This is a genomic window from Bradyrhizobium sp. NBAIM14 (assembly GCF_020193895.1).
Lineage (GTDB): Bacteria > Pseudomonadota > Alphaproteobacteria > Rhizobiales > Xanthobacteraceae > Bradyrhizobium > Bradyrhizobium yuanmingense.
Map to the genome: position 1 here is coordinate 138,680 of NZ_JADYVQ010000004.1, position 25,247 is coordinate 163,926.

The 25,247-nt window shown below is 64.3% G+C and carries 23 protein-coding genes; 8 read left to right on the forward strand and 15 right to left on the reverse strand.

What is annotated here, in order from left to right; all coding sequences use genetic code 11:
* Positions 1-139: 139 nt before the first annotated feature.
* The 5 genes from I6F28_RS12425 to eno form a co-directional block, all read right to left on the reverse strand.
* Positions 140-1,099 carry a helix-turn-helix domain-containing protein gene (locus tag I6F28_RS12425; RefSeq protein ID WP_225140005.1) on the reverse strand — a complete coding sequence of 320 codons (960 nt, stop codon included), beginning with the start codon at positions 1,097-1,099 and terminating at the stop codon, positions 140-142.
* 211 nt (positions 1,100-1,310) lie between these two features.
* Complete coding sequence (locus I6F28_RS12430) at positions 1,311-1,628, reverse strand: FtsB family cell division protein (protein WP_025036496.1); 318 nt, start codon at positions 1,626-1,628, stop codon at positions 1,311-1,313.
* Positions 1,629-1,806: 178 nt separating this feature from the next.
* A complete protein-coding gene (locus I6F28_RS12435) occupies positions 1,807-2,358 on the reverse strand; it encodes an NADPH-dependent FMN reductase (RefSeq protein ID WP_036009870.1) in 552 nt (183 codons plus the stop codon).
* Between the two features lie 202 nt (positions 2,359-2,560).
* Positions 2,561-3,694: a zinc-binding dehydrogenase gene (locus I6F28_RS12440; RefSeq protein ID WP_225140006.1), complete on the reverse strand. Its 1,134-nt coding sequence runs from the start codon at positions 3,692-3,694 to the stop codon at positions 2,561-2,563.
* 46 nt (positions 3,695-3,740) lie between these two features.
* Entirely contained in the window at positions 3,741-5,024 is a 1,284-nt protein-coding gene (gene eno, locus I6F28_RS12445) for a phosphopyruvate hydratase (protein WP_036009930.1), read from the reverse strand.
* 174 nt (positions 5,025-5,198) lie between these two features.
* Between eno and I6F28_RS12450 the strand changes: the two genes are divergently transcribed.
* Positions 5,199-6,176, forward strand: coding sequence for a Vgb family protein (locus I6F28_RS12450; RefSeq protein WP_225140007.1), 978 nt, complete (start codon positions 5,199-5,201; stop codon positions 6,174-6,176).
* 112 nt (positions 6,177-6,288) lie between these two features.
* The gene (gene queF / locus I6F28_RS12455; protein WP_225140008.1) at positions 6,289-6,765 is read left to right on the forward strand and encodes a preQ(1) synthase; all 477 of its coding nucleotides are present in this window, start codon (positions 6,289-6,291) and stop codon (positions 6,763-6,765) included.
* Between the two features lie 78 nt (positions 6,766-6,843).
* On the opposite strand, the gene acmB is transcribed toward queF, so the two are convergent.
* Positions 6,844-8,037 carry a methyl acetate hydrolase AcmB gene (gene acmB / locus I6F28_RS12460; protein WP_225140009.1) on the reverse strand — a complete coding sequence of 398 codons (1,194 nt, stop codon included), beginning with the start codon at positions 8,035-8,037 and terminating at the stop codon, positions 6,844-6,846.
* A 55-nt stretch (positions 8,038-8,092) separates the two neighbouring features.
* Positions 8,093-9,733, reverse strand: a complete 1,641-nt coding sequence (locus I6F28_RS12465) for a flavin-containing monooxygenase (protein WP_225140010.1) — start codon at positions 9,731-9,733, stop codon at positions 8,093-8,095.
* A gap of 384 nt (positions 9,734-10,117) precedes the next feature.
* On the opposite strand from I6F28_RS12465, the gene I6F28_RS12470 reads away from it, so the two are divergent.
* The gene (locus I6F28_RS12470; protein WP_225140011.1) at positions 10,118-10,933 is read left to right on the forward strand and encodes a helix-turn-helix domain-containing protein; all 816 of its coding nucleotides are present in this window, start codon (positions 10,118-10,120) and stop codon (positions 10,931-10,933) included.
* Between the two features lie 200 nt (positions 10,934-11,133).
* Here the strand turns inward: I6F28_RS12470 and I6F28_RS12475 are convergent, their stop codons facing one another.
* Positions 11,134-11,379, reverse strand: a complete 246-nt coding sequence (locus I6F28_RS12475; RefSeq protein ID WP_225140012.1) for a cyclic nucleotide-binding domain-containing protein — start codon at positions 11,377-11,379, stop codon at positions 11,134-11,136.
* 60 nt (positions 11,380-11,439) lie between these two features.
* Complete coding sequence (locus tag I6F28_RS12480) at positions 11,440-12,528, reverse strand: cyclase family protein (protein ID WP_225140013.1); 1,089 nt, start codon at positions 12,526-12,528, stop codon at positions 11,440-11,442.
* Between the two features lie 116 nt (positions 12,529-12,644).
* Here I6F28_RS12480 and I6F28_RS12485 point away from each other — a divergent pair, with 116 nt between their 5' ends.
* Positions 12,645-13,718 carry a CobW family GTP-binding protein gene (locus tag I6F28_RS12485; RefSeq protein WP_225140014.1) on the forward strand — a complete coding sequence of 358 codons (1,074 nt, stop codon included), beginning with the start codon at positions 12,645-12,647 and terminating at the stop codon, positions 13,716-13,718.
* 57 nt (positions 13,719-13,775) lie between these two features.
* Here I6F28_RS12485 and I6F28_RS12490 read toward each other — a convergent pair whose 3' ends face one another.
* The 3 genes from I6F28_RS12490 to I6F28_RS12500 form a co-directional block, all read right to left on the reverse strand.
* Positions 13,776-14,984 (reverse strand): MFS transporter, encoded by a 1,209-nt coding sequence (locus tag I6F28_RS12490; RefSeq protein WP_225140015.1) that lies wholly within the window; start codon positions 14,982-14,984, stop codon positions 13,776-13,778.
* Positions 14,984-15,832 carry a 3-deoxy-8-phosphooctulonate synthase gene (gene kdsA / locus I6F28_RS12495; RefSeq protein WP_036009900.1) on the reverse strand — a complete coding sequence of 283 codons (849 nt, stop codon included), beginning with the start codon at positions 15,830-15,832 and terminating at the stop codon, positions 14,984-14,986. The genes I6F28_RS12490 and kdsA overlap by 1 nt, the downstream gene beginning before the upstream one ends.
* 113 nt (positions 15,833-15,945) lie before the next feature.
* Positions 15,946-16,272: an NIPSNAP family protein gene (locus tag I6F28_RS12500; protein ID WP_057030503.1), complete on the reverse strand. Its 327-nt coding sequence runs from the start codon at positions 16,270-16,272 to the stop codon at positions 15,946-15,948.
* A gap of 458 nt (positions 16,273-16,730) precedes the next feature.
* Between I6F28_RS12500 and I6F28_RS12505 the strand changes: the two genes are divergently transcribed.
* On the forward strand, positions 16,731-18,146 hold the full coding sequence (locus I6F28_RS12505; protein ID WP_225140016.1) for a tetratricopeptide repeat protein: 1,416 nt from the start codon (positions 16,731-16,733) through the stop codon (positions 18,144-18,146).
* A gap of 42 nt (positions 18,147-18,188) precedes the next feature.
* Here the strand turns inward: I6F28_RS12505 and pyrG are convergent, their stop codons facing one another.
* The 3 genes from pyrG to tpiA all read right to left on the reverse strand — a co-directional run bounded on the left by pyrG (position 18,189) and on the right by tpiA (position 21,266).
* Positions 18,189-19,820, reverse strand: coding sequence for a CTP synthase (gene pyrG, locus I6F28_RS12510; RefSeq protein ID WP_057030501.1), 1,632 nt, complete (start codon positions 19,818-19,820; stop codon positions 18,189-18,191).
* A 166-nt stretch (positions 19,821-19,986) separates the two neighbouring features.
* Entirely contained in the window at positions 19,987-20,370 is a 384-nt protein-coding gene (secG, locus tag I6F28_RS12515; RefSeq protein WP_036009912.1) for a preprotein translocase subunit SecG, read from the reverse strand.
* 140 nt (positions 20,371-20,510) lie between these two features.
* Positions 20,511-21,266: a triose-phosphate isomerase gene (gene tpiA, locus I6F28_RS12520; RefSeq protein ID WP_036009915.1), complete on the reverse strand. Its 756-nt coding sequence runs from the start codon at positions 21,264-21,266 to the stop codon at positions 20,511-20,513.
* A gap of 224 nt (positions 21,267-21,490) precedes the next feature.
* On the opposite strand from tpiA, the gene I6F28_RS12525 reads away from it, so the two are divergent.
* Genes I6F28_RS12525 through trpC form a run of 3 tightly spaced genes read left to right on the forward strand, consistent with a single transcriptional unit; the run spans position 21,491 to position 25,247 of the window.
* Positions 21,491-23,389 carry a SurA N-terminal domain-containing protein gene (locus tag I6F28_RS12525; protein ID WP_036009918.1) on the forward strand — a complete coding sequence of 633 codons (1,899 nt, stop codon included), beginning with the start codon at positions 21,491-21,493 and terminating at the stop codon, positions 23,387-23,389.
* Between the two features lie 14 nt (positions 23,390-23,403).
* Entirely contained in the window at positions 23,404-24,417 is a 1,014-nt protein-coding gene (gene trpD, locus I6F28_RS12530) for an anthranilate phosphoribosyltransferase (RefSeq protein ID WP_036009921.1), read from the forward strand.
* 8 nt (positions 24,418-24,425) lie between these two features.
* Positions 24,426-25,247 (forward strand): indole-3-glycerol phosphate synthase TrpC, encoded by an 822-nt coding sequence (trpC, locus tag I6F28_RS12535; protein ID WP_225140017.1) that lies wholly within the window; start codon positions 24,426-24,428, stop codon positions 25,245-25,247.

The following is a 25,247-nucleotide window of genomic DNA, read 5'->3' on the forward strand; positions in this document are numbered from 1 at the left end:
CGACAGTCGTGGACGAGGTAAGCGTGAGATGGAGCGCTCACAGCCACCCTACCGTTATTGCGAACGCAGCGAAGCAATCCAGAGTCCCTCCGCGGAAAGATTCTGGATTGCTTCGCTGCGCTCGCAATGACGGCTGAGCTCAGTGGTTCAGCTCGAACCGCTTCAGCTTCCGGTGCAGCGTCGCGCGGCTGACGCCGAGGGCCTTGGCGGCGGCGGAGACATTGCCGCCGGCACGCAACAGCGCGCGCTGCAGTACCGCACGCTGGCCACCGGCAAGATGATCGCGCGCGGCATCGCCGCCGAGAAGATCGGCCGCGGGCACCGGCCGCAACGCACCGCCGGGCGCGATGCCGAGCGCTGCCCGCGCGGAGCGCGTTGCGCCGATCACGAGATCGTCCGCATCGACCGCAACGAGGCCGCCGCAGCTTCCATCCGCCGCCTGTGTCAGCACGATGCGGGCATGGGCGAAGACCTTGCGAAACAGGTCGGCCTCGATCCGCCTGGCCGCCTCGCCTGCCGCGAGCGCGATCAGGCTGGCAAAGGCGTCGGTGCGGTCGGCGCGGCAGGAGGAGACGTCGAGCACGCCCGCGAGCGCCGCCTCGTGATCGTAGATCGGAACGGCGGTGCAGCTCAGAAGCGTGTTGCGCGCAAAGAAGTGCTGGTCGCGATCGATGGTCAGCGGACGCTGCTCGACGAGGCAGGTGCCGATACCGTTGGTGCCCTCGTGCTCCTCGCTCCAGAGTGCACCGGTCCAAAGGCCCCAGGACTGAAACGTCGCATCGTCCGCCACCGTGCCGCGGCGATCGACCGGCACGCCCTCGCGATCGGCGAGCAGCACGCAGCAGCCCGCAGCGCCGACAGCCTGATATAGCCGGTCCATGGCGCCCTGGGCGGCCGCCAGAAGCGGCGCGATGCGCTCGCGCGCCTGCTGCAGCTCGGCTTCGGTCAGCCGCATCGGCGCGGCGTGGCCGCCGGGATCGAGATGGTGCAATCGGGAGGAACGGCGCCACGAGGCCACGAGCGCGGACCGGGCCGCCTGGCCTGACGCGATGGCGGCCTCGACGCGGGCCGCGTGATGCCGGGGCATTGTCCCATTCATCACAGTTTCCTCCGGATAGCAGTGTAGGACGCGCCGGTGCTCCCCGGTTGATCTGCGTCAACTTCAGCGAACGCCAGCAAAGGCATGAGCCCGCCGCGGCGCCGCCGTCAAGGCAACGGCACGGTTTTGGGTTACGACCTTCGCAGGAGGAGGCAGGTTGCCGGTGTCAGCAGCGACTTTCCCCTGCGGCTTTCGAAAGCTGCGGATGCCGCTAGTTCGCCGGGATCATCCGAACGAGATCGCGCGGATGGACATAGTCGAGCTGGAAGCGCGCCCGCTCGTCCAGCATGTCCGGGTCGATCTTCTCGGACCGCAGCAGCGACACCCGTTGTTCACTTCTGGCGCGCTCGCGCTTGAGCTGAGCCAGCTCGCTCGTCAGCGCGATGATCTCCTGGTCGAGCTCCTGGCGGGCGTTGAGACCGTATTTGCCGGTGTAGGCGTTGACGCCGAAATAGCCGACGATCGCCGCCGCCATCGCATAGAGGGCAAGACCGGTCAGGATCGATTTCAGGCGCGCGCGGGAGACCATCTTCGGAAGATGGGACAGGTTGGTTAAGGGAGTGCTAATTGCCAGAACGAGGCACTATTCCCACGACGCGTCATGGCCGGGCTTGTCCCGGCCATCCACGTGCTTTGCCGGCGATAACGAAGAACGTGGATGCCCGGGACAAGCCCGGGCATGACGGAGCGTCGGCTTGGCCGGAAGCTCAGCCCTGATTCTTCGCCACATGCGCGGCGAAGGCGTCGATGTATTGCTGCAGCACCGTCTTGAGGGAGTCCTTGGTCAGGTTGCCGTCCGCATCGAAGGCATCGCCGACGCTACTGAGATAGATTTCCGGCTGCTGAAGGACCGGACCGGAAATGCCCGGCAGGATGTTCTGCAGATGCTTGGCCGCGCTGACGCCGCCGAGCAGCCCCGGCGAGTTGGAGATGATGCCGACCGGCTTGCCGAGGAACGAGCTCTTGCCGTAGGGGCGCGAGGCGACGTCGATGGCATTCTTCAGAACGCCCGGGATCGAGCGGTTGTATTCGGGCGTGACGAACAGGACGCCATTCGACGTCTTGAGCTTCTCGCGGAAGGCGAGCCAGTCCGCGGGCGGCGCGCCCTCTAGGTCCTGGTTGAAGAACGAGATGCCCGCCGGCGTGATCACCTCGAGCTTGAGCGAGGCAGGCGCAAGCTTGGCGAGCGCATTGGCGATCTTGAGCGAGAAGCTGTCCTTGCGCAGGCTGCCAGCGATCGTGACGATGTTGTAGGCCATTGGGTGTCCTTGAAGGCTCGAGCGGAAATGCCGGGACGGCACTTAAGCCATCCGGGTCAATAGATGCAAGTGCATGAACCGGTCCGATTTGGAAACGCTGCGTTTCTGGAAATGGGTGCGCGCGCGCTTCATCCGGCCAAGATCAACAGCAATCAGGCCGCCAAGCGGCGGCCTGATGTCCGTCGGTAACGGTCCGAAGCGATCACTTGTTCGGGTTGATCAGGAATTTTTCGCCGGTGGCCCGCTTGGCGTAGACTGCGATATTGGCGGGATCGAGCGCCTCGGCGAGCGAGACAACCTTGGTGTAATGGCTGGCGAAGGTGGTTTTGAGCTCGGATGCCACGCGCTGGCGCAGGCGGCCGATCTCGGCCGGGCCGATGTTTTGAAGGAATGGCGTGAGCAGCCAGCCGCCGACGCCCCAGCTGAGCCCGAACGAGCGGTTCAGCTCCGTCGGCCGCGTGTCGAGGCTGCCATATATGTAGACCTGCTTGTACACGTTGGAGCCGTAGCGGCTGTATTCCTTCGCGGTCTTGTTGGCTGCGATCTCCATCGCGGTCAGGATCTGGCTCGCCAGCTTGCCGCCGCCGATGGCGTCGAAGGCGATGGTGGCGCCGGTCTCGACCAGCGCGTTGGTCAGATCGTCCATGAAGCTGGGCGCGCTGGAATCCACGACGTACTTTGCGCCGATCTTGTGCAGGATGTCGGCCTGCTCCTTGTTCCTGACGATGTTGACGAGGCCGATGCCGTCCTTGATGCAGATCTTGTTGAGCATCTGACCGAGATTGGAGGCGGCGGCCGTGTGCACGAGCGCCTTGTGGTTCTCCCGCCGCATCGTCTCGGTCATGCCGAGTGCGGTCAGCGGATTGACGAACCAGGAGGCGCCGTCCGCCGCCGTGGTGCCCGGCGGCAGCTCCATGACGTCGCGGACCTTCAGCACGCGGTACTGCGTGTACATCGCGCCGCCGATCATCGACACCGTCTTGCCCATCAGGGCCTTGGCCGCATCCGACGATCCGGTCCGTATCACCGTGCCGGCGCCCTCGTTGCCGACCGGCAGCGACTGATCGAATCTCGCCGCCATCATCCGCATCGCCGCCTCCGGCATCGTGGCAGTGATGACCGGCATCTCCTTGGTGCCGGAAGCCTTGGCGGCCGACATGTCGGCGGGTCCGATCAGCAGCCCGAGATCGGACGGGTTGATCGGGGTGGCCTCGACGCGAACCACGACCTCATCGTCGGCCGGCTCCGCGATCGGGACCGTCACGAGAGACAATTCCAGCTCGCCGCTCTTCTTGAGCAGCGAACGCAATTCCAGTCCGGTCTTGCCGTCACTCATGTCGATCCTCCCCTGTCCTTCTGTTCGCGCGGATCGAGACGCCGGCTTACGCCAGCGCCTTCAGTGCCGCCCTGCCGCCATAGAGCGCCTGCTTGCCGAGCTGCTGCTCGATGCGCAAGAGCTGGTTGTATTTGGCGGTCCGGTCGGACCTTGCAAGGGAGCCGGTCTTGATCTGACCGCAATTGGTGGCGACCGCGAGGTCGGCGATGGTGGAATCCTCGGTCTCGCCGGAGCGGTGCGACATCACCGAGGTGTAGCCGGCCTTGTGCGCCATCTCGACCGCGGCGAGCGTCTCGGTCAGCGTGCCGATCTGGTTGACCTTGATCAGGATCGAGTTGGCGCGGCCGGTCTTGATGCCTTCGGCAAGGCGCTTGACGTTGGTGACGAAGAGGTCGTCGCCGACCAGCTGGCACTTCTTGCCGATCAGGTCGGTGAGCTCCTTCCAGCCGTCCATGTCGTCTTCCGACATGCCGTCCTCGATGGTCACGATCGGATAGCGCGCGACGAGGTCGGCAAGATACTTCGCCTGCTCGGAGATCGAACGGGTCTTGCCCTCGCCTTCATAGACGTATTTGCCGTCCTTGAAGAACTCGGTCGAGGCGCAGTCGAGGCCGAGCATGATGTCGGTGCCCGCCTTGAAGCCGGCCTTGCCGATCGCATTCATGACGAAGTCGAGCGCGGCGTCCGCCGACGGCAGGTTCGGAGCGAAACCGCCCTCGTCGCCGACATTGGTGTTGTGGCCGGCCTTCTTCAATTCGGACTTCAGCGTATGGAAGACTTCCGCGCCGTAGCGCAGGCCCTCGGCAAAGCTCGAGGCGCCGACCGGCAGGATCATGAATTCCTGGAAGTCGATCGGGTTGTCGGCGTGCACGCCGCCGTTGATGATGTTCATCATCGGCACCGGCAGCAGGCGCGCGGAGGTGCCGCCGACATAGCGATAGAGCGGCATGTCGAGCGAATTCGCGGCCGCCTTGGCGCAGGCCAGCGAGACGCCGAGGATGGCGTTGGCGCCCAGCCGGCTCTTGTTCGGCGTGCCGTCGAGGTCGATCATGATCTGGTCGATCTGGGCCTGCTGCTCGACATCGAGGCCGCTCAGAGCCTCGAAGATCTCGCCATTGACGGCGCCGACCGCCTTGGTCACGCCCTTGCCGAGATAGCGCGCCTTGTCGCCGTCGCGCAGTTCCACGGCCTCATGGGCGCCGGTGGAGGCGCCGGACGGAACCGCGGCGCGGCCGAGCGCCCCGTCCTCCAGCACGACATCGACCTCGACGGTGGGATTGCCCCGGCTATCGAGAATTTCGCGGCCGATGATGTCGATGATGGCGGTCATGATGTCCACTTCCGTTCGTTGGGGCTGATCGGTGCCGCGGGTCTTACACGGGCCGCAAGCAAATGTGAACGCTTGGACGCACGGCTCCGACTGACGCGAAAGGCGCCTCAGAATATGCTCGACCGCATCTGGTCCGCGTGCCCAACCTCAATCTCAAACAGTCGGGGTAACGCCATGAATCGCCGCCAATTTCTTGCTTCGAGTGCCGCGCTGCTTGCCACCCGCCCAGGTTTTGCGCAGGAAGGCCCGTTCCGGACGAAATACTACCCGATCAGCCCAGGCATCGGCCTGCACGATCTCACGCCCGCCCCTGACGGCACGATCTGGTTCACCGCGCAGGGCAAGGGCCTGCTCGGCAGCCTCGATCCACGCGATGGCCGTTTCAAGACGGTCAGCCTCGGCCAGGGCGCGGCCCCACACGGCGTGACCATCGGGCCCGATGGCGCGCCCTGGATCACCGAGGGCGGCCAGAACGCGATTGCGCGGGTCGACCCCGCCGATCTCAAGGTGACGCTGTTCCGCCTGCCGGAAAAGTTAGCCTCCGCCAATCTCAACACCGGCGTGTTCGACAGGGATGGCACCTACTGGTTCACCGGCCAGTCCGGCTATTACGGCCGGCTGTCTCCGAAGACCGGCGAGATGAACGTGTTCAAGGCACCGAAGGGGGTCGGCCCCTACGGCATCACGGTCACGCCCAAGGGCGATATCTGGTACGCCTCCCTCGGCGGCAGCCATATCGCGAAGATCGACCGCGCGGGCGGCAATGCGACCGTGGTCGAGCCGCCGACCCCGAACCAGGGGTCGCGGCGCGTCTGGTCGGATTCGAGGGGCCGGATCTGGGTCAGCGAGTGGAACAGCGGCCACGTCTCGGTGCATGATCCCGCGGACGGCTCGTGGAAGACCTGGAAGCTGCCAGGCGAACGTCCCCGCGCCTATGCCGTTTATGTCGACGACAAGGACAAGGTCTGGCTGACCGATTTCTCCGCCAACGCCATCGTGCGCTTCGATCCCGCCACCGAGAAGTTCAACGTCTTCGCCAGCGACAAGGCCAACGCCAATGTCCGCCAGCTCGACGGGCGGCCGGGCGAGCTTTGGGGCTGCGAGTCCGGCAACGACCGCATCGTCATGATCCAGACAATCGCCGCCGGTTGACGACGAGCCCGTTTGCGTCCATCCCGGCATCCTCTGGAGCGCGATCTTATCGCGCTCCTATTGCTTAATTGAGCATGATCTTTCGGAAAACCGGTGCCCACTTTTCCGGATCATGCTCCACAGGATGTTGACGACGATGGCGAAAAAGTCCCTCCAGCTCGGCCGCGCGGTCGAATGGCCGCACACGCCGGAAGAGGCCCAACTCGACCGCGTGCCCAATCCGCAGAAAGGCACGGATTATCTGGTGCGCTTCACCGTGCCGGAATTCACCTCGCTCTGCCCGGTTACGGGCCAGCCGGATTTCGCGCATCTGATGATCGACTACGCGCCAGGCGCTTGGCTGCTGGAATCGAAATCGCTCAAGCTCTACATCGCCAGCTTCCGCAATCACGGCGCCTTCCACGAGGACTGCACCGTCATGATCGGCAAGCGCATCGCCAGCGAGATCAAGCCGAAATGGCTGCGCATCGGCGGCTATTGGTATCCGCGCGGCGGCATCCCGATCGACGTGTTCTGGCAGACCGGCCGCGTGCCGAAGGGACTCTGGGTGCCGGAGCAAGGCGTGGCGCCCTATCGCGGGCGGGGCTAGGGCATGCTCGGTCACGTGTGACCATCAAGAGAAAACGGCCTCGGTCGACAGCGACGAGGCCGCTCTCGCAGCACGGTCCTAGCTTGCCAAGCGCTTCCTCAGGCTCTGGTAGAGCGCCGTCTCGAAGTTCATATAGCCGATGAATGATGTCGGATCACCGAAGGGCAGAATCTGGGTGGCCCAGAACCCGCCGACGTTGTTCTGCCGATCGATCCAGTAGAACAGGTTGGCAAGCCCGGCCCAGCCCAGCGCGCCGGCGGGACGTCCTGTCGGGGCTTCCTCGTCGTTGACCATGAAGCTCAACGCCCAGGATTTGGATTGGCCCGGAAAGAATTCCGCGTCGTTGCACAGTGACGGGATGACACCCGTGATCGGCGTTACCTTCCTGTCGCCCAGGTGGTTCCTTTCCGCCATCCGAACGGTTTCGGCTTTCAGCACGCGGCCGTGTTCGCCAACCCCATCATTCAGCCACATGCGGATGAAACGCATGTAGTCGCCGACCGTGCCGTACAGGCCGTGGCCGCCCATATGGACTTCGGGCTTTGCCGGAAGCTCGAAATCCATCGGCGTCAGCGACCCGTCGGCATTCCGCGCGTGGATGCCGGCCAGTTTCTGGCGCATGGCGTCGGTCAGCTCGAAGGTCATGTTCTTGATCCCGAGCGGTTCGAAGATGCGCGTCTTGAAGACTTCACCGAGTCGCTTGCCCGTGATGGCCTCGATGATCTGGCCGCACCAGTCGAGATTCGTCCCATAGTCCCAGCGCTCGCCGGGATCGAACAGCAGCGGGGTCATCAGGGAGGCCTTGGTCGCGGTGATCACGCTGGGCTGCCCCTTCTCCTGCGCCAGCCGGTTGTAGGTGTGGTTGATGAAATCGTAGCTCAGGCCCGCCGTGTGGGTCATCAGCATGCGCGTGGTGATATCGCGCTTCGGTGCACGCAGGATCGGCTCGCCCGCTGCATCGAAGCCCTCGATCACCTGCAGCTTTCCGATCTCGTTCGCGTAACGCTTCGCGGGCGCATCGAGATCGAGCTTGCCCTCCTCGACGAGTTGCAGAACGGCCGTGCCGGTAATCGCCTTGGTGGTGGAGAAAAGGGCAAAGACGCTGTCGGTGGTCATGTCCGCCGGCCGATCGAGACGGCGTTTGCCGGCTGCGCCTTCATAGATGTTGCGCCGGCGGTCCGTCACCATCGCGACAACGCCGGGCACGCGCGGCGTGGATGTGACGACGCCGTCGAGAACGGCATCTGCCGTCGCGCCAAAATTCATGATCATGATCATCCTCCCGTGCTGGATTGTTTGATGTGGTCGATGCTCGCGTCGCGAGCGCTCATTGCATCGCGAAGCCCTCGTAACCGTTCACCGCGACCTCGTCGCACTTCTGTCGATACGCGCCGACGCCGCCGCAGTACGACAGGACACGGCGCGGCTTGCCTTCGACGTTCGAGCCCAGGTACCAGGAATTGGTTTTCGCGATCAGCGTCGCGTTTGCGATCTCATCGTGATGGGCCACCCAGCTGTCCTGGGCGTCCTTTGTCGGCTCGACCACCTTCAGATCCTTGCTGCGCATGTACTTGATGCAGTCATCGATCCATTCGACCTGCTGCTGCAGGCACGTGGTCATGTTGCACAGCGCGGCGGACGGAGCGAGCGGAACGGCGGTCGTGAACAGGTTGGGATAGCCGTGAACCTGCAGGCCCATCGTGGTGCGGATGTCCCTGCCCCAGTCCTCCCTCAGCGATCGGCCGTCGCGGCCCCTGATATCGATGCGCGTCAAGGCACCGGTGCCGGCGTCGAAGCCGGTTGCTAGGATAATGACATCCAGCTCATGGACCGTACCGTCAGCGGTCTGAATACCAGTGGGCGTGACGCGATCGATCGGATTGCTCTTGACGCTGACGATCTCGACGTTGGGGCGATGGAAGGCCTCGAGGAAGTTCTGCTCGAGCGGCACACGGTGCGTTCCAAAGCCATAATCGGCAGGAATCAACGCATCGCACAGTTTCGGATCCCCGAGCCGCTCGCGCATCTTCCCGCGCACGAATTCGGAGATCTCGGCATTGACCTCCGGGTCGAAGAACAGCTCGGCGAACGAGGATATCCATAGCTTCAGGGAACCGTCATTCCAGCAATCCTCGATCACCGCGCGGCGGCGCTCCGGCGTGAGGTCTGCCCAGGCGTGCTCGAAATCGTATTCAAAGCCGGTGAATGTGCGCGGCAGGCGTTCGGTGAGCGACTTGAATCTCGACTTGTAGTCCTCGACCTCCGCGGCCCCAAATTTCGGATTCTTCATCGGGATGATGTATTGCGGCGTCCGGATGAACACCTTGAGATGGCCGACATCGCCGGCGATCGTCTGGATGACCTGGATGCCGGTCGCACCGTTACCGATGACTCCGACGCGCTTGCCTGCGAGGTCGACAGGCTGCTCCGGCCAGCGCGCCGTATGGAACAACCGTCCCTTGAAAGTCTCCTGCCCCGGAAAGGATACGTAGGGAGCCGACAGCATGCCGCAGCAGGTGACCAGAAACTGGGTGTCGATCACGTCGCCCCGGTCGGTCGTGACCAGCCAGCGCTGCGTGGCCTCGTTGAAGTGCGCGCTCTTGACCGTCGTACTGAACTGGATGTCCTTGCGCAGATCGAGACGGTCGGCGACGTAGTTCATCCAGCGCTCGATTTCGGGCTGGCCCGGAAACTTCTCGCTCCAGCTCCAATCCTTGTAGAGCTCCTCGGAGAAAAGATACTGATAGATGTAGGCCTCGGAGTCGAAGCGCGCGCCGGGATATCGATTCCAATACCACGTGCCGCCTACGCCTGACGCGGCGTCGATCCCCCTGACGCTCAATCCCTGCTCGCGCAGACGATAGAGTTGATAGAGCCCGGCGACGCCGGCTCCGACAACCACGGCATCGAATCTCGCTGGTCCATGCGAACCGTTGCTTCCATTGGATTTGGTCAGGGCTTCCGCCATTTCTTCCTCCTCGGTGATTTTTGAGTGCGCACGACCTTCCCCATCCGTCATACGATCGGATGGTGGTGCAGCGCGTCATTGTTGATCCCATCAGTGCGGGACGGGGGAAGCTATGAGTATTCCGGCGGCCGGAGCTTGAACAAATCGGACAATTCTTTGAACGAAGCCGGACGTCCGTTGCCGGTTCTGCAGTTCGGCAACGCGGCTCGCTTGGCAAATGGCAAAACCGGCTTATGCTCGTCTCCGCCGTTCGGCCAATGAGAAGCAGAAGCGGTCAACCGCGCCTTAGAATCAGGGAAGGAGTCGCGCGCGATGGGCCAATTAATCACGGTTGAGGAGCTCCCCCGCTACGCTCCCGGCCAATTGATGCTGGACAGTTCCGCCGTGGGCAAGGCTGACTTTCGGTTGCGCGTCTTCCGCTATGCGCCGTCCGACATCTGGGTGCCGCCGTCCGAGAATTTCCTGATCGTCGTCTATCGCGAAGGCACCACGTCAATGAACCGCCGTGTGACCGGCGCCTGGAAGCAGGATCACGTCGGACGCGGTGTCACAACCCTGCTGACACGTGCGGAGCCTTCGAACTGGCGCTGGAGCAATGACCTCGAAGTCAGCCATTTCTACATCTCGCCGAGCCTGATGACGAAGACCGCGAGCGAGGCATTCGACCGCGAGTCAGACGGCGTCGAACTCCACGATCTGCTCAGGATCGAAGATCCGGTGCTGACCTGGATCGGTGACCGGATGGTGCAGGAAGTGTCCGAAGGCGGCCCGGGCGGCCGGCTCTGCTACGATGCGCTGGCACTTCAGGCGAGCGTGCACATCTTGCGAAAATACGCCTCGGTGGAATTCAAGCTGCCCTGTCCGCAGGGGCGCTTCAGGCCAGCGCATGCAAGGCTGATCGAGGACTATGTCGAACAGAACATCTCCAGGAACATCACGCTCGAGGAGCTAGCCAACATCTGCAACTGCTCGCCGGTGCAGTTCGCGCGCAAGTTCCAGGTGCACTATGGCATGCGGCCGCATGCCTATGTCCTGAGCCGCAAGGTGGAGCGCGCCCGCCAACATCTGCGCAAGGATCGGCTCGCCCTGAAGGAAATTGCGCTCTTGAGCGGATTTTCCGATCAAAGCCATCTCAATCGGATTTTCCGCAGACACATGAACGTCACGCCGGCTGAGTATCGCAGGAGCTGCGCGAGCTAGCCTCCTCCGCCCAGTGTGACGTGGACGAAAGTGAGACAGCCCCCACCCGTGTTCCGCGCAAGGTGCAGCGCGAAACGCTGCGCCCCGCACAGCCGGGACCGAGCGCCACGAATTCCGGACCCCGGACCAGCAACGCACCACGCCGCAAGTGCGGCGCGCTGCGTCGCATCAGGGGAACGAAAAACAATGTCTCGGTATAGTCAGTAGGCGCTCAGCAAATCCACCTTGGCATTCGCAAGCACCAGCCGCCGCGCCAGGATGGCGGCAAGATTGCGCACGATCTTCAACGACGTTTCCGGGTGCAGCCGGCGGTAATCGGCAAAGCTGTCGAGCGGCAGTTCGAGGCAGGTGACGGGCGTGTCGGCGAAGACGTCGGCGCTGCGGCTGTGCTCCAGGATCGCCATCTCGCCGAATTCCATGCCGGGACCATGCGAGGCGAGCCGCACGCCGCTCCGCAGCTCGCGTGGTGGGCGGGGACGTCCCGCCCACCCGCTTTTTTATCCGCCTCAGGTGATCGCGATCGGACAGCCGTTGCTGCCGGTCGCGCCTTTGATCGGCGATGGCGTGAACGAGTAGACGAACTGGTACTTCTTCTCGGCAATCAACTCGTCGAAGATCAGGTTCTCGTGGTTGAGAATGCCGTACTTGGTCTGCAATTCGCCGTGGACCGCGAAGGCGAGCGACTTGTCGGGATTGGGCACCACTTCGACCGCCCAGGTGTCGGCCGCTGTCAGCGCGAGATCCTTCTCGATGATCCACTTGGCGGCATCGAGGCCGATTCCAGGCTCGCCGCTATTGTAGCGATCATTGTTCTTCATCCACAGGGAGCCCCAGCCGGTGTGGAACATGATCGCATCGCCTGGCTTGATGTCACTCTCCTGGATGTTTTGCTTCGCGAGCGCCGCCTTGATATCGGCCGAGGTGATCTCCTGGCCCGCATCCATCATGCCGCCCTTCAGCGCGACCATATCGATCAGGTGGGCGCGTGTGAACAGCGGCTTGAGCTTCTCGGCGCCAAGCTTCTTCAGGCCGTAGGCGTCGCTGATCTCCGCGGCGGTGAAGCCGTTGTAGAAGCGCATCTCGCTCTTGTCGCCGTCCTTGCCCATCTGGATGCCGATATGGCCGAGCCCGTCGAATTGTGTCCCGGTCTGGCCGATTTCGGTGGCGAGAAACTCGTCGTGATAGACGAGCTTGTTGTCGCCGAACGGGCCGCCAGTCGGCCCGCCGGGAATGCGCAACGAGAATGCGCGGGCGCCGAACAACGGCATGCCTTGCTCGTAAACGCGGCCGATCTTGTAGATCTTGCCATCCTTGATCCACTTCACGGCATCGAGAACCTTCGCCGGCGTGATGTGGTTCGACGCGCCAGCCTCGTCGTCCTTGCCCCATTTCGAGGGCCACCAAGGCTTGTCCACGCCCTTTGGCATCGCCGGCGTTTGGGCTTGGGCCGCGGTGATCGGTGCGAGTGAGAACTTGCCGTGCATCGCACCTGCGAATGCCGCCCCAGCCGCACCAGCAAGGCCTGCCGTGCGCAGCAAGGTCCGCCGATCGGTCGCGGCACCGCCCCTCTCTTCATCGCCTTTGGCATCGTCCATCGTTTCCTCCCGGGTTGTGCCCGCTGAGATCGGGCTTAAGATCCTGTTTTCGGAATGCTCGTCCTCCATTAGGCTGTTGTCCAGCGACAAAAATAAGACCAGGGTTGAGGACGCCGATGAGCCTTTTCGAGAGCGACAAATCCGCCGAGCGGACTCCGGTGTCACTGATCACCGGCTTTCTTGGCAGCGGCAAGACCACACTGCTCAACCGCCTGCTGCGCCACGGCGCGATGAAGGACAGCGCCGTCATCATCAACGAATATGGCGAGGTCAGCCTCGACCACCTCCTCGTGGAACGCGTGGACGGCGAAGTCGCCGTGCTTGCGAGTGGTTGTATTTGCTGCACTATTCGCAGCGATCTGGAAGAGACCCTGCGCGCGCTGCTGGTGCGCCGCGATCGTGGCGAGGTCCCGCCGTTCCGCAGGATTCTGGTTGAGACAACGGGGTTGGCTGACCCCGCCCCCATCGCTCAGCTGCTGCTGAACAACCCTTTGGTCTCGCATTTCCTTCGGCTAGACACCGTGGTGACCACCGTCGACGCGGTCAATGCAGCGCGGCAGCTCGACCGCCAATACGAGGCGGTGAAGCAGGTCGCGCTCGCTGACCGGCTGCTGATCACCAAGCGCGATTTGGTCAATGATACTGACGCACTGGACTTGCGGCTTCGTCGGCTCAATCCCAGCGCCAGGATCGAGAACGTGGCGCATGGCGAGGTCGATCCGGCTCAACTGTTCGGCGCCGCCCTCATTGACCCCGAAAAGAAGACAGCCGATATCGAGCGCTGGCTCAACGAGCAGGCGTTCGCCGACGTCGCCAAGGCTGCACATGAGAGCGGCCACCATCATGATGACGGTCATGCCCATCACGAGCATCATAGCCACGATGCCTCGATCCTCAGCTTCATGATCGCATTCGACGATCCCCTTGACTGGATGGCCGTATCGCGCTGGCTCGCGCATCTGCGCGCCACCCGGGGCGAGGACCTCTTGCGGGTCAAGGGCATCTTGAATCTTCGCGATGAAGAGACGCCGGTCGCGGTTCATGGCGTCCACCACGTCTTCCATCCGCCGGTGGCGCTTGCAAAATGGCCCCATGCTGCCGACCGCCGTTCGCGCATCGTGTTCATCACCCGTGGCATTACGCGTCACGAGGTGCTTGACCTCTGGCAGGAGGCCTACGCGAGCGCCTGAGCGCCACAAGGACTGCTTGCGAAGCTTTTTGAGAGGGCGCTTCGTCCGGACGCGCCCTCAGACGCGCGCATCTGACGGCGCCCGCTGCTTGAGCAGCCGCGCGCAGACGAGGCCGAGCAGCACCATGATCGCGGCGCTCGCCGACAGGGTCGCCATCTTGCCGGCATGCTGGAGCCCGAAGCCGTAGGCGAGCGGCCCCACCGTCTGCCCCATGAAGAAGAAGAACGAATGCAGCGACATTGCGGTGGCGCGCGCCTCGACCGAGAGCTCGCTGGCGAAGACCTGGAGACAGCCATGGGCGATGTAGAAGCCCCAGCCCATCACGACGAGATTCAGCGCCTGCACTTCCCAGCGTGGACCGAAGGCGACGGCGATGAGCTGTGACGCCACCAGCGTCATCCCTGCGATCATCATGCCCTTCACGCCGAGCCAAGGCAGCAGGCGCGACACCGTGAGCGTGTAGAACAGGCCGCCGACCGCAAAGCCGGCGATGACGATGCCGGCGATCGACAGCGAGGTCTGGCCGAGCTCGAACAGGAACGAAGCGATGTAGGGAAACAGCCCGAGCACGCAGCAGCCTTCGATGAACACAGCCGAATAGCAGACATAGGCATTCGGGTTGGTGAAGATGGTGCGATAGCCGGCCTTCAGCGCCGAGAGGCTCGTCTTCGGCGGATGCTTGACCTTGGCGCCGCGAAAGCCGGCCGCGACCGCGATCGATGCGATGATCACGAGGACACCGAGCACCGCCAGCACGCCGCGCCAGCCGAGGAAATCACCGATCAGGCCTGAGGCCGAGGCGCCGAGCAGATTGCCCGTCATGGCGCCGGCGAGCGTGCGGCTGATCGCAACCTGGCGTTTCTCGGGACCGACGAGATCGCTGGTCAGACTGAGCGCCACCGGAAATACGCCGCCGGAGCCGATGCCCGCGAGGATGCGAGTTGCGAACAGAACCGAGAACGACGTCGAGAATGCGCCCAGGATGTTCGCGAAGCCGAGCAGCGCGAGGCAGCCGATCATCAGCCGGGTCTTGCCGAACAGGTCGGCGGCGGCCCCGATGATCGGCTGGATGATCGAGAAGGTGAAGGCGAACACCGCGGCAAAGCCCGCGGCGGTCGCGATGCTGACGCCAAAATCCTCGGCGACGTGCGGCAGCACCGGATCGAGTGCACGGGCCGATAAGGCAGCGGCGAAGCTTGCGCCTGAGATGACGTAAAGCGCCGTCGGCAAGCCGTGATCTTGCGGCCGCGCCTCGCTCTGCTGCATCAGCGCGGATTCTTTGCCAGCGCGTCGAACGCCATCAGCCGGGCGATGAGCCCCTCGAAGTCGCGCAGCGGTACCATGTTGGGACCGTCGGACGGCGCGCGATCGGGATCGGGATGGGTCTCGATGAAGACGCCGGCAACGCCGACCGCGACAGCTGCACGCGCCAGCACCGGGACGAATTCGCGCTCGCCGCCCGAGGACGTCCCCTTCCCGCCCGGCTGCTGCACCGAATGGGTGGCGTCGAAGATCACGGGCGCGCCGGTGGTGCGCGCCAGGATCGGCAGCGCGCGCATGTCGGAGACGAGCGTGTTGTAGCCGAAGGACGCACCGCGCTCGGTGACGAGCACGTTGGGATTGCCAGCGCTCGTGATCTTGGTCACGACATTGGCCATGTCCCAGGGTGCCAGGAACTGACCTTTCTTGACGTTGACGACCTTGCCGGTCGCGGCCGCCGCCAGCAGCAGATCGGTCTGCCGGCACAGAAAGGCTGGAATCTGCAGGATGTCCACAGCCTGCGCCACCTCGGCGCATTGCGTGGCTTCGTGCACGTCGGTCAGAACAGGCAAGCCGAGCGAGGATCGGATTTCCGCGAAGATCGGCAGCGACTGCGCAAGACCCAGCCCGCGCGCCGCCGCCGCGCTGGTGCGATTGGCCTTGTCGAACGAGGTCTTGTAGACGAGGCCGATGTTCAGCCGCTCCGCGATCTCCTTCAGCGCGGAGGCGACCTCCAGCGCATGCTGGCGGCTCTCGAGCTGGCAGGGCCCAGCAATGACCGCGATCGGCAAATCATTGCCGAACTTGACCCTGCCGATGGTGACGACCGGCGCCGCTGAATTCGAAGAGCTCAAGGCACATCCCTCGTTTCGGCGCGACCATAGCCGGCATGAGGGTCGGATCAACCCTCTTCCGCCCGGACGGTCCGAATATCAGGGTTGCGCCAGGGTTCCCTGCCCGCCGCCTGCTACTTCACCGCAGAGAAGGCGGTCGGCGCCAGGATCTGGCTGACGATGTTGGCGACGATCTGGCCGTCGGCTTCGCTCTCGGCGCGCGCCTTCATCCAGTCCGGATCGGTCATGAACGCGCCCCACTTCTTCTCGCGCTCGGCAAGCGAGTCCCAGGCGAGGAAATAGGTCAGCTCCTGGTTGGATTCGCCGATCAGGGTGGTGAAGAACCCGGCCTGCTTGATGCCATGCTTCTCCCAGATCTTCAGCGTGGCGGTCTCGAACCGCTTGAGCAATGCCGGTAGGCGGCCGGGCACGCAACGATAGACGCGCATTTCGTAGATCATTCTTGCTCCCTCCCTGACAGGAGCGGCGGTTATACCTGCTGGCCACAACTCTGTCTTGAGCCTCGGCCGGGCGACCCTCATGGCGGTTCGCGCATAGCTCGATAGCGCGGGGCCGGCGCTCTTGATAATGTGCAGGCTCGGTCCGGCGGATCAGCCGGCGACGGCCCGAGAGCAATCGGCAAAACGACGGAAGCGATCAAAGGGGGGCAGAGGCAATGACCTATTTTGATCTCGGACCCTACGGCCGCAAAATCAGCACGACTTCGCCCGATGCGCAGCTCTGGTTCGACCGAGGGCTCAACTGGGTGTTCGGATTCAACCACGGCGAGGCAATCAAATGCTTTCGCAAGGCGCTCGAGTTCGATAACAGCTGCGCCATGGCCCACTGGGGCATCGGCTACGCCGCGGGTCCCAACTACAACCTGCCCTGGGTCCGCTATGACGCACAAGGCCGTCAATTGGCGCTGGCGGCATCATACGATGCGACGCAGGACGCGCTCGCGCAGGCGGATAGGGCGAGCCCGGTCGAGCAAGCGCTGATCCGCGCCTTGTCGGTGCGCTATCCGCAGCGTGAAGCGATCGAGGACATGGCGCCGTGGGACAAGGCCTTCACGCGAGAGATGCGAAAGGTCTTCGCCACGTATCCCGAAGATCTCGAGGTCCGAGCCATCTTTGCCGAATCGATCATGAACGAGACGCCGTGGCTGATGTGGGACCTTGAGTCTGGAGAACCCACCAAGGGCGCTGGCACCGAGGAATGCAGGGCCGTGCTCGAACAAGCTTTCGATCGATGGCCGGCTGCGTGGAATCATCCGGGGCTGCTCCATCTCTACGTCCACCTCATGGAGATGTCGCCCTTCCCGCAACGGGCGATGCGGGCTGGGGACCGGCTGCGCGGGATCGCTCCCGATAGCGGCCATCTGATCCACATGCCGACGCATCTCGACGTGCTGTGCGGGCAGTACAACGACGTCCTGCTCTACAATCAGAAGGCGCTGGCGACCGACCGCAGATTCCTCGCTTATTCGGACGATCCGGGTGTCTACCTGGTCTATGTCATCCACAACTTCCACTTCGCCATCTACGGCGCGATGTTCCTGGGTCAATACGCCCCCGCTATCGCAGCGGCCGAGGAACTCATTGCCACCGTGCCCGAGCCAGTGCTGCGCATTCAATCGCCCCCCATGGCGGACTTCCTGGAAGGCTACTTGACGATGAAGCAGCACGTTCTCGTGCGTTTCGGCAAATGGCACGACATCATTGCCCAACAGCTGCCGGAGGATCGAGAGCTATACTGCTCTGTGACGGCGATGATCCACTACGCCAAGGCGGTGGCTCATTCAGCGCTTGGCCACGTCACTGAGGCCGAAACCGAGAAAGCGTTGTTCGCTCAGGCGAAGACACGCGTGCCGGAGAGCCGGCTCGTGCACAACAACAAGGTCGTCGCCCTGCTCGGCGTGGCCGAAGCGATGTTGAATGGCGAACTGGAATATCGCAAAGCCAATTACGACTTCGCGTTCGCTGAGCTGCGCAGATCGGTCGCACTCAGCGACGCCTTGCCCTATGACGAGCCGTGGGGATGGATGCAGCCACCGCGTCACGCACTCGGCGCGCTGCTGCTGGAGCAGGGACGGATCGAGGAAGCCGAGGCAGTGTACCGTTCCGATCTCGGCCTCGATGGAAAGCTGAGCCGGGCCTGCCAGCATCCCGACAATCTGTGGTCGCTTCACGGCTTGCACGAATGTCTCATGCGGCGTGGCGACAAGGCCGAGAGGCCGCTGATCAAGCAGCGACTTGACCTTGCCCAGTCGCGGGCGGAGGTGCCGATCAAGGCATCTTGCTTCTGCCGCAGGATGGACATCGCGGCCGCGTAGCCGGACGTGCGAGCAAGACTTTGTCAGGGCAGACCGAGCCGGCTATACCAGCCGGCTCTGCTTCGCCGCCGCCTCGATGAACGAAGCGAACAGCGGATGCGGCTCAAAGGGGCGCGACTTCAGCTCGGGGTGGAACTGGACGCCGATGAACCAGGGGTGATCCTCGTACTCGACGATTTCAGGCAGCACGCCGTCGGGCGAGAGGCCTGAGAACTTCAAGCCGTGCTGCTCGAGGCGGTCCTTGTAGGCGGTGTTGACCTCGTAGCGATGGCGGTGACGCTCGGAGATTTCGGTCGCGCCGCCATAGACCTGCGAGACGCGGCTGCCGCGATTGAGCGTTGCAGGATAGGCGCCAAGCCGCATCGTGCCGCCGAGGTCGCCTGCCTGCGAGCGCTTCTCGAGCTCGTTGCCGCGCAGCCATTCCGTCATCAGGCCGACCAGCGGCTCCTTGGTCGGGCCGAACTCGGTGGAGTTGGCGTCCTCGATGCCGACGAGGTTTCGCGCGGCCTCGATCACCGCCATCTGCATGCCGAAGCAGATGCCGAAATACGGCACGTCGCGCTCGCGCGCGAACTGCGCCGCCCTGATCTTGCCCTCTGCGCCGCGCTGGCCGAATCCGCCGGGCACCAGGATGCCGTTGACGTGCTCGAGGAACGGCGCCGGATCCTCCTTCTCGAAGATCTCGCTCTCGATCCAGTCGAGATTGACCTTCACCTTGTTGGCGATGCCGCCATGCGAGAGCGCCTCGATCAGCGACTTATACGCATCCTTCATGCCGGTGTACTTGCCGACGATGGCGATGGTGACGTTGCCCTCGGGATTGCGGATGCGCTCGTTGATCTCTTGCCAGCTGCGCAGCTCCGGCGGAATCCGCGAGGCGATGCCGAAGGCGGCGAGCACTTCGTCGTCGAGGCCCGCATTGTGGTAGGCCTCGGGGACCGCATAGATATTGTCGACGTCGCGCGCCTCAATCACGGCGCTTTCGCGCACGTTGCAGAACAGCCCGAGCTTGCGCCGCTCCTCCTTCGGGATCTCGCGGTCGGTGCGGCAGAGCAGGATGTCCGGCTGGATGCCAATCGAGCGCAGCTCCTTCACCGAGTGCTGCGTCGGCTTCGTCTTCAATTCGCCGGCGCTGGGAATATAGGGCAGCAGCGTCAGATGGATGTAGACGGCGTGATCGCGCGGCAGCTCGTTCTTGAGCTGGCGGATCGCCTCGAAGAACGGCAGGCCCTCGATGTCGCCGACGGTGCCGCCAATCTCGACCAGCACGAAGTCGTAATCGTCGTTGCCGTCGAGGACGAATTCCTTGATGGCATTGGTGACGTGCGGAACAACCTGGATAGTCGCGCCGAGATAATCGCCGCGGCGCTCCTTGGAGATGATGTCCTGGTAGATGCGTCCCGTGGTGATGTTGTCGGCCTTGGTCGCGGGACGGCCGGTGAAGCGCTCGTAGTGACCGAGATCGAGATCGGTCTCCGCGCCGTCATCGGTCACGAACACTTCGCCGTGCTGATACGGCGACATCGTTCCGGGATCGAGGTTGAGATAGGGGTCGAGCTTGCGGAGGCGGACCTTGTAGCCTCGGGCCTGCAGCAGGGCACCCAGTGCCGCCGAAGCCAGACCCTTGCCGAGCGAAGAAACCACGCCGCCGGTGATGAATATGTACCGCGCCATGGGACTTAACCTCTAATCCCCTAAATACGATTCGCCAAAGCGATTCGTATTCCGCCCCAAAGATTTTGCGGGCCTGTGGGTGAGCCGAAACGAAGAGTGATGACAGTGCCTTGATGGGGATTGTTGATGCAGGACGGTAGCCACCGCCCTGCATGGCCCCCCTGCTTTATTGCGAGCGCGGCACCTGAGGACCGGTCGGAGCCGGTGCCTGCTGCTGCTCGTCGGCCTTCTTCAGTGAATCCAGGATGCCGCCCGACGTCGGCGGCGCGATCGGCGACCCGCCGGCCGGCTGGGTCTGCGAGGGCTGGCCGATGATCGACGACGGCTTGCGGTCGTAACCGGCATACCAAGACAGGAACAGGCTGGTGAGGAAGAAGCCGACGGCCAGGATCGCTGTGGTCCGCGTCAGAAGGTTCGCTGTGCCGCGGCTCGACATGAAGCCCGCGCCGCCGCCCATGCCGAGGCCGCCGCCTTCCGACTTCTGGAGCAGGACGGCACCGATCATGACGGCGACGATCATGAGGTGGATGACGATGACAACGGTCTGCATGATATCCTTCCGTCACAAGCGGGCGGCGCCTGACGGCGGCCGATCGCGCTTCGCGGGTTTTCCTGAAGTTGCGCGGTGTTACACGATCGGAGGTGGCATTGCCACCCCCGATCGGGCCCGGTCCCGCGGTTTGGACTTAGCTAGGGGCAGCCCTTGGCGATGGCAAGGAAATCGGCCGCTTTCAGGCTGGCGCCGCCGACCAGCGCCCCGCTGACGTTCTTCACCGCCATCAGCTCGGCCGCGTTCGCGGGCTTGACCGAGCCGCCGTAGAGAATTCGCATCTTGGCGCCCTCAGCCTTGAACCGGGAGATCAGGAGTTCCCGGATAAACCCATGAATCTGCTCGACATCCTTGGCTGTGGGGGTCAGCCCGGTGCCGATCGCCCAGACCGGCTCATAGGCCACGACCAGATTGGCCGCCGTCGATCCATCTGGCAGCGAGCCGTCGAGCTGGCCGCGCAGGATGTCCAGGGTCTGGCCGGCGTCGCGCTGGCCCTGCGTTTCGCCGATGCAGACGATCGCAACGGCCCTGGCGCGCCAGGCCGCCTCGGCCTTCTGCCGGATCAGCGCGTCTCCCTCCCCGTGGTCGGCGCGGCGCTCGGAATGGCCGACGAGGATGGCGGTCGCGCCTGCATCGGCGAGCATTTCGGCGGCGATATCGCCGGTGTGGGCGCCGAAGGCCTTGGGGTGGCAGTCCTGGGCCCCGACCGCGACCTTCTTGCCGCGCGCCTTCTCGGCGAACGCCGCAACCAGGGTCGCCGGCGGGCAGACCAGCAGGTCGGCCTTGCCAGCCACGTCTGCCGCCCCGTTGAGCATGGCGTCGAATTCAGCAGCCTGGGCTTTCAGGCCGTTCATTTTCCAATTGCCCGCGATCAGCGGTCGGATGGCGTCGGTCATGTCAATGTCCAGCAGAATGAGGTTTGTTCATGCGCTAGCAGAGGTGCTCCTGCAGTTCCAGAGACCAGAGGCCCTTTCGCCGCAGCCTCAAGTGGTCGCCCGGGGCGAGGTTGCGGGGGGAAAGCCGCCACTTTATGATGATCTATCAATTTGGTGACGCGCTTTTGCGGAATCTGCATTAAGACGCGCTCCCGTTCCCCTCCTGACCAAACAAGTTGGACCAAATGCTCCGAGGAATACGCAAGGCCTCATCGAACTGGCTCGGCAAGATCGTTATGGCCGTGGTGATGGGCGTGTTGATCATCAGTTTCGGCATTTGGGGCATTGCCGACATCTTCAAGGGCTTCGGCCAGTCCACGGTCGCCAAGATCGGCAGCACCGAGATCTCGCTCAACGAGTTCCGCCAGATCTACACCGACCGCCTGCAACAGATCAGCCGCCAGTTCGGCCGTCCGTTGACGCCCGACCAGGCGCGCGCGTTCGGCCTTGACCGCCAGGTGCTGCAGCAGACCATTGCCGAGGCCGCGCTCGACGAAGAGGCGCGCCGGCTCGGCCTTGGCCAATCCGACGAGCAGATCCGCCAGCTCATCATGAACGACCCCAACTTCAAGGGTATCGGCGGCAATTTCGACCCCAATCGCTTCCAAGCCTTGATCCGCAATTTCGGCTACACCGAGCAGCGCTATGTCGCCGAGCAGCGCAAAGTATCGCTGCGCCGGCAGATCACCGGCACGGTCGGCGCCGGCCTCGAGCCCCCGAAGGCCATGGTCGACGTCCTGACGCGCTACCAGAACGAACAACGCTCGATTGAATTCGTCCGGCTCGACGCCGCGCAGGCCGGTCCGATCGACCCGCCCTCGCCCGAGGCGCTTGCCGCCTATTTCGAGGATCACAAGGTCCAGTTCCGCGCGCCCGAATATCGCAAGATCTCCTTCGTCGTGGTCTCGCCGGAAGAAATCGGCAAATGGACCGAGGTCTCGGACGAGGATGCCCGGAAGATGTTCGAGCAGCGCAAGGACCGGCTCGGCACGCCTGAGAAGCGCCAGATCCAGCAGATCGTCTTTCCGAACGTTGCCGAAGCGCAGGCCGCTCGCGAGCGCCTCGTCGGCGGCACGTCGTTCGAGGACATCGGCAAGGAACGCGGGCTGAGCGCCTCCGACGTCGACCTGGGGCTTGTGACTAAGTCTTCGCTCGCGCCCGCCGTCGGCGATGCCGCGTTCGCGCTGCCTGCCGGCGAGATCAGCCAGCCGATCCAGAGCGGGCTCGGCGTCGCGATCGTCAGGGTCGACAAGATCGAGCCGGGCGCCGAGGCCGACTACGCCAAGCTTGCCGGCGACATCAAGCGCGAGATCGCGACTGAGCGTGCACGCGTCAAGGTCGCCGACCTCCGCGACAAGATGGAAGACGAGCGTGGCGGCGGCTCCAGCGTGATCGACGCGGCGCAGAAGCTCGGCCTCACCGCCGTGACCATCGAGGCCGTCGACCGCTCCGGTCGCGCCCCGAACGGCCAGCCGGTCGCCAGCATCCCGCAGGGCCTCGACGTGGTATCGCAGGCCTTCAACACCGATGTCGGCGTCGACAACGACGCGATCTCGTTCAAAGGCGGCTATGTCTGGTACGACGTGCTCGCCATCACCCCCTCGCGCGACCGCAATCTCGACGAGGTCCGCGATCAGGTCGAGGCGCGATGGCGCCAGGACCAGATCGCCGCCAAGCTGAAGGCCAAGGCGACCGAGATGGTGCAAAAGCTCGATGCGGGCGGCAAGCTCGCCGACGAGGCCACCGCCGTCGGCGCCAAGGTCGAGACCGCGAGCGGCTTCAAGCGCGACGACTCGCCCGTCGGCGTGCCCGGCACCGTCGTGGCGGCGGCCTTCCGCACCGCCAAGGACGGCATCGGACAGACGGCCGTGAGCGGCGGCAGCGAGGTGATCGTGTTCCGCGTCACCGACATCGTCGATCCCGCGGTCGACTTTGTCTCCGACGCGGTCAAGAAGCTGAAGGAGAGCCTCGACCGCGCCCAAACCGAGGAGCAGGTCGCTTCCTACGTCAACAAGCTTGAAACCGACATCGGGACCACCATTAATCAGGCCGCCTTCGCGCAGGTGACCGGCGCGAACCAGTGAGTTGAAAGCACGCGATGGACGACCTGAAATCGATCATTGGAAAAGTGGCGACCGGCGCGAGCCTGTCGCGTGACGAAGCCGCTTCCGCCTTCGATGCCATGATGAGCGGCGAGGCCACGCCCTCGCAGATGGGCGGGCTCTTGATGGCGCTGCGGGTGCGCGGCGAGACCGTGGACGAGATCACCGGCGCGGTCGCGGCGATGCGCGCGAAGATGCTGACCGTACAGGCGCCGCCGGAGGCGGTCGACATCGTCGGCACCGGCGGCGACGGCTCCGGCTCGGTCAACGTGTCGACCTGCGCGTCCTTCATCGTCGCGGGCGCCGGCGTGCCCGTGGCCAAGCACGGCAACCGCGCGCTGTCGTCGCGCTCGGGCGCTGCCGACGTGCTGGCCTCGCTCGGGGTGAAGATCGATCTCAAGCCGGAGCAGGTCGGCCGCTGCGTGCGCGAATGCGGCATCGGCTTCATGTTCGCCCCCGCCCACCATCCCGCCATGAAGAACGTCGGCCCGACCCGGGTCGAGCTCGCCACGCGCACGATCTTCAATCTGCTCGGGCCGCTGTCGAACCCGGCCGGCGTGAAGCGGCAGATGGTCGGCGTGTTCTCCAGGCAATGGGTGCAGCCGCTGGCGCAGGTGCTGAAGAATCTCGGCTCCGACTCCGCCTGGGTGGTGCACGGGTCCGATGGTCTCGACGAGATCACCCTCACCGGCCCGACCTTCGTCTCCGCGCTCCACAACGGCGAGATCCGGAATTTCGAGGTGACGGCGGAGGAAGCCGGGCTCCCGCGTTGCGAGGCCGGTGCGCTCAAAGGCGGTGACGCCGATGCCAACGCGATCGCGTTGCAGAGCGTGCTCGACGGCAAGCCGAGCCCCTATCGCGACGTGGCGCTGCTCAACGCAGCCGCCGCGCTGGTCGTGGCCGGCCGCGCCAAGGACCTCAAGGAGGGCGTCGCGATCGGCGTCCGCTCGATCGACAGCGGCGCGGCCAACGCGAAGCTGAAGCACCTGGTCACGATCTCCAAGAGCTGAGCTCCCGCATGTCCGACATCCTGACCAAGATCGAGACCTACAAGCGCGAGGAGATCGCGGCGGCGAAGCGAGCGCGTCCGCTCTCCACCGTCGAGGCGCAGGCCAAGGCCGCCTCCGCGCCGCGCGGCTTCCTGCGCGCGATCAAGGCAAAGCACGCCAAGGGCGGCTACGCGCTGATTGCCGAGATCAAGAAGGCCTCGCCCTCCAAGGGACTCATTCGCGCCGATTTCGACCCGCCGGCACTCGCAAAGGCCTATGAAACCGGCGGCGCTGCCTGCCTGTCGGTGCTGACCGACACGCCCTCGTTCCAGGGCCATCTCGACTTCATGGTAGCCGCGCGCGAAGCAACCTCGCTCCCCGTGCTGCGCAAGGATTTCCTGTTCGATCCCTATCAGGTGGTCGAGGCCCGCGCACACGGCGCCGACTGCATCCTGATCATCATGGCGGCGCTCGATGACGCCGCGGCAAGAGACCTCGAAGACGCCGCCCTCGCCTACGGCATGGACGTCTTGATCGAGATCCATGACCGCGCCGAGCTCGACCGGGCGCTGAGACTTCGCTCGCCGATGATCGGGGTCAACAACCGTAATCTTCGGACCTTCGAAACCACGCTCGCGACCAGCGAGGCCTTGGCGCCGCTGATCCCTTCGGACCGGCTGATGGTCGGCGAGAGCGGCATCTTCACGCCCGCCGACCTCGCCCGGCTCGAGCGCGTCGGTATGTCGACGTTCCTGGTCGGCGAGAGCCTGATGCGGCAGGCCGACGTCACGGCGGCGACGCGCTCGCTGCTCGCGCGCGAGGCGACGGCGCGCGCGGCGGGCACGCGCTGA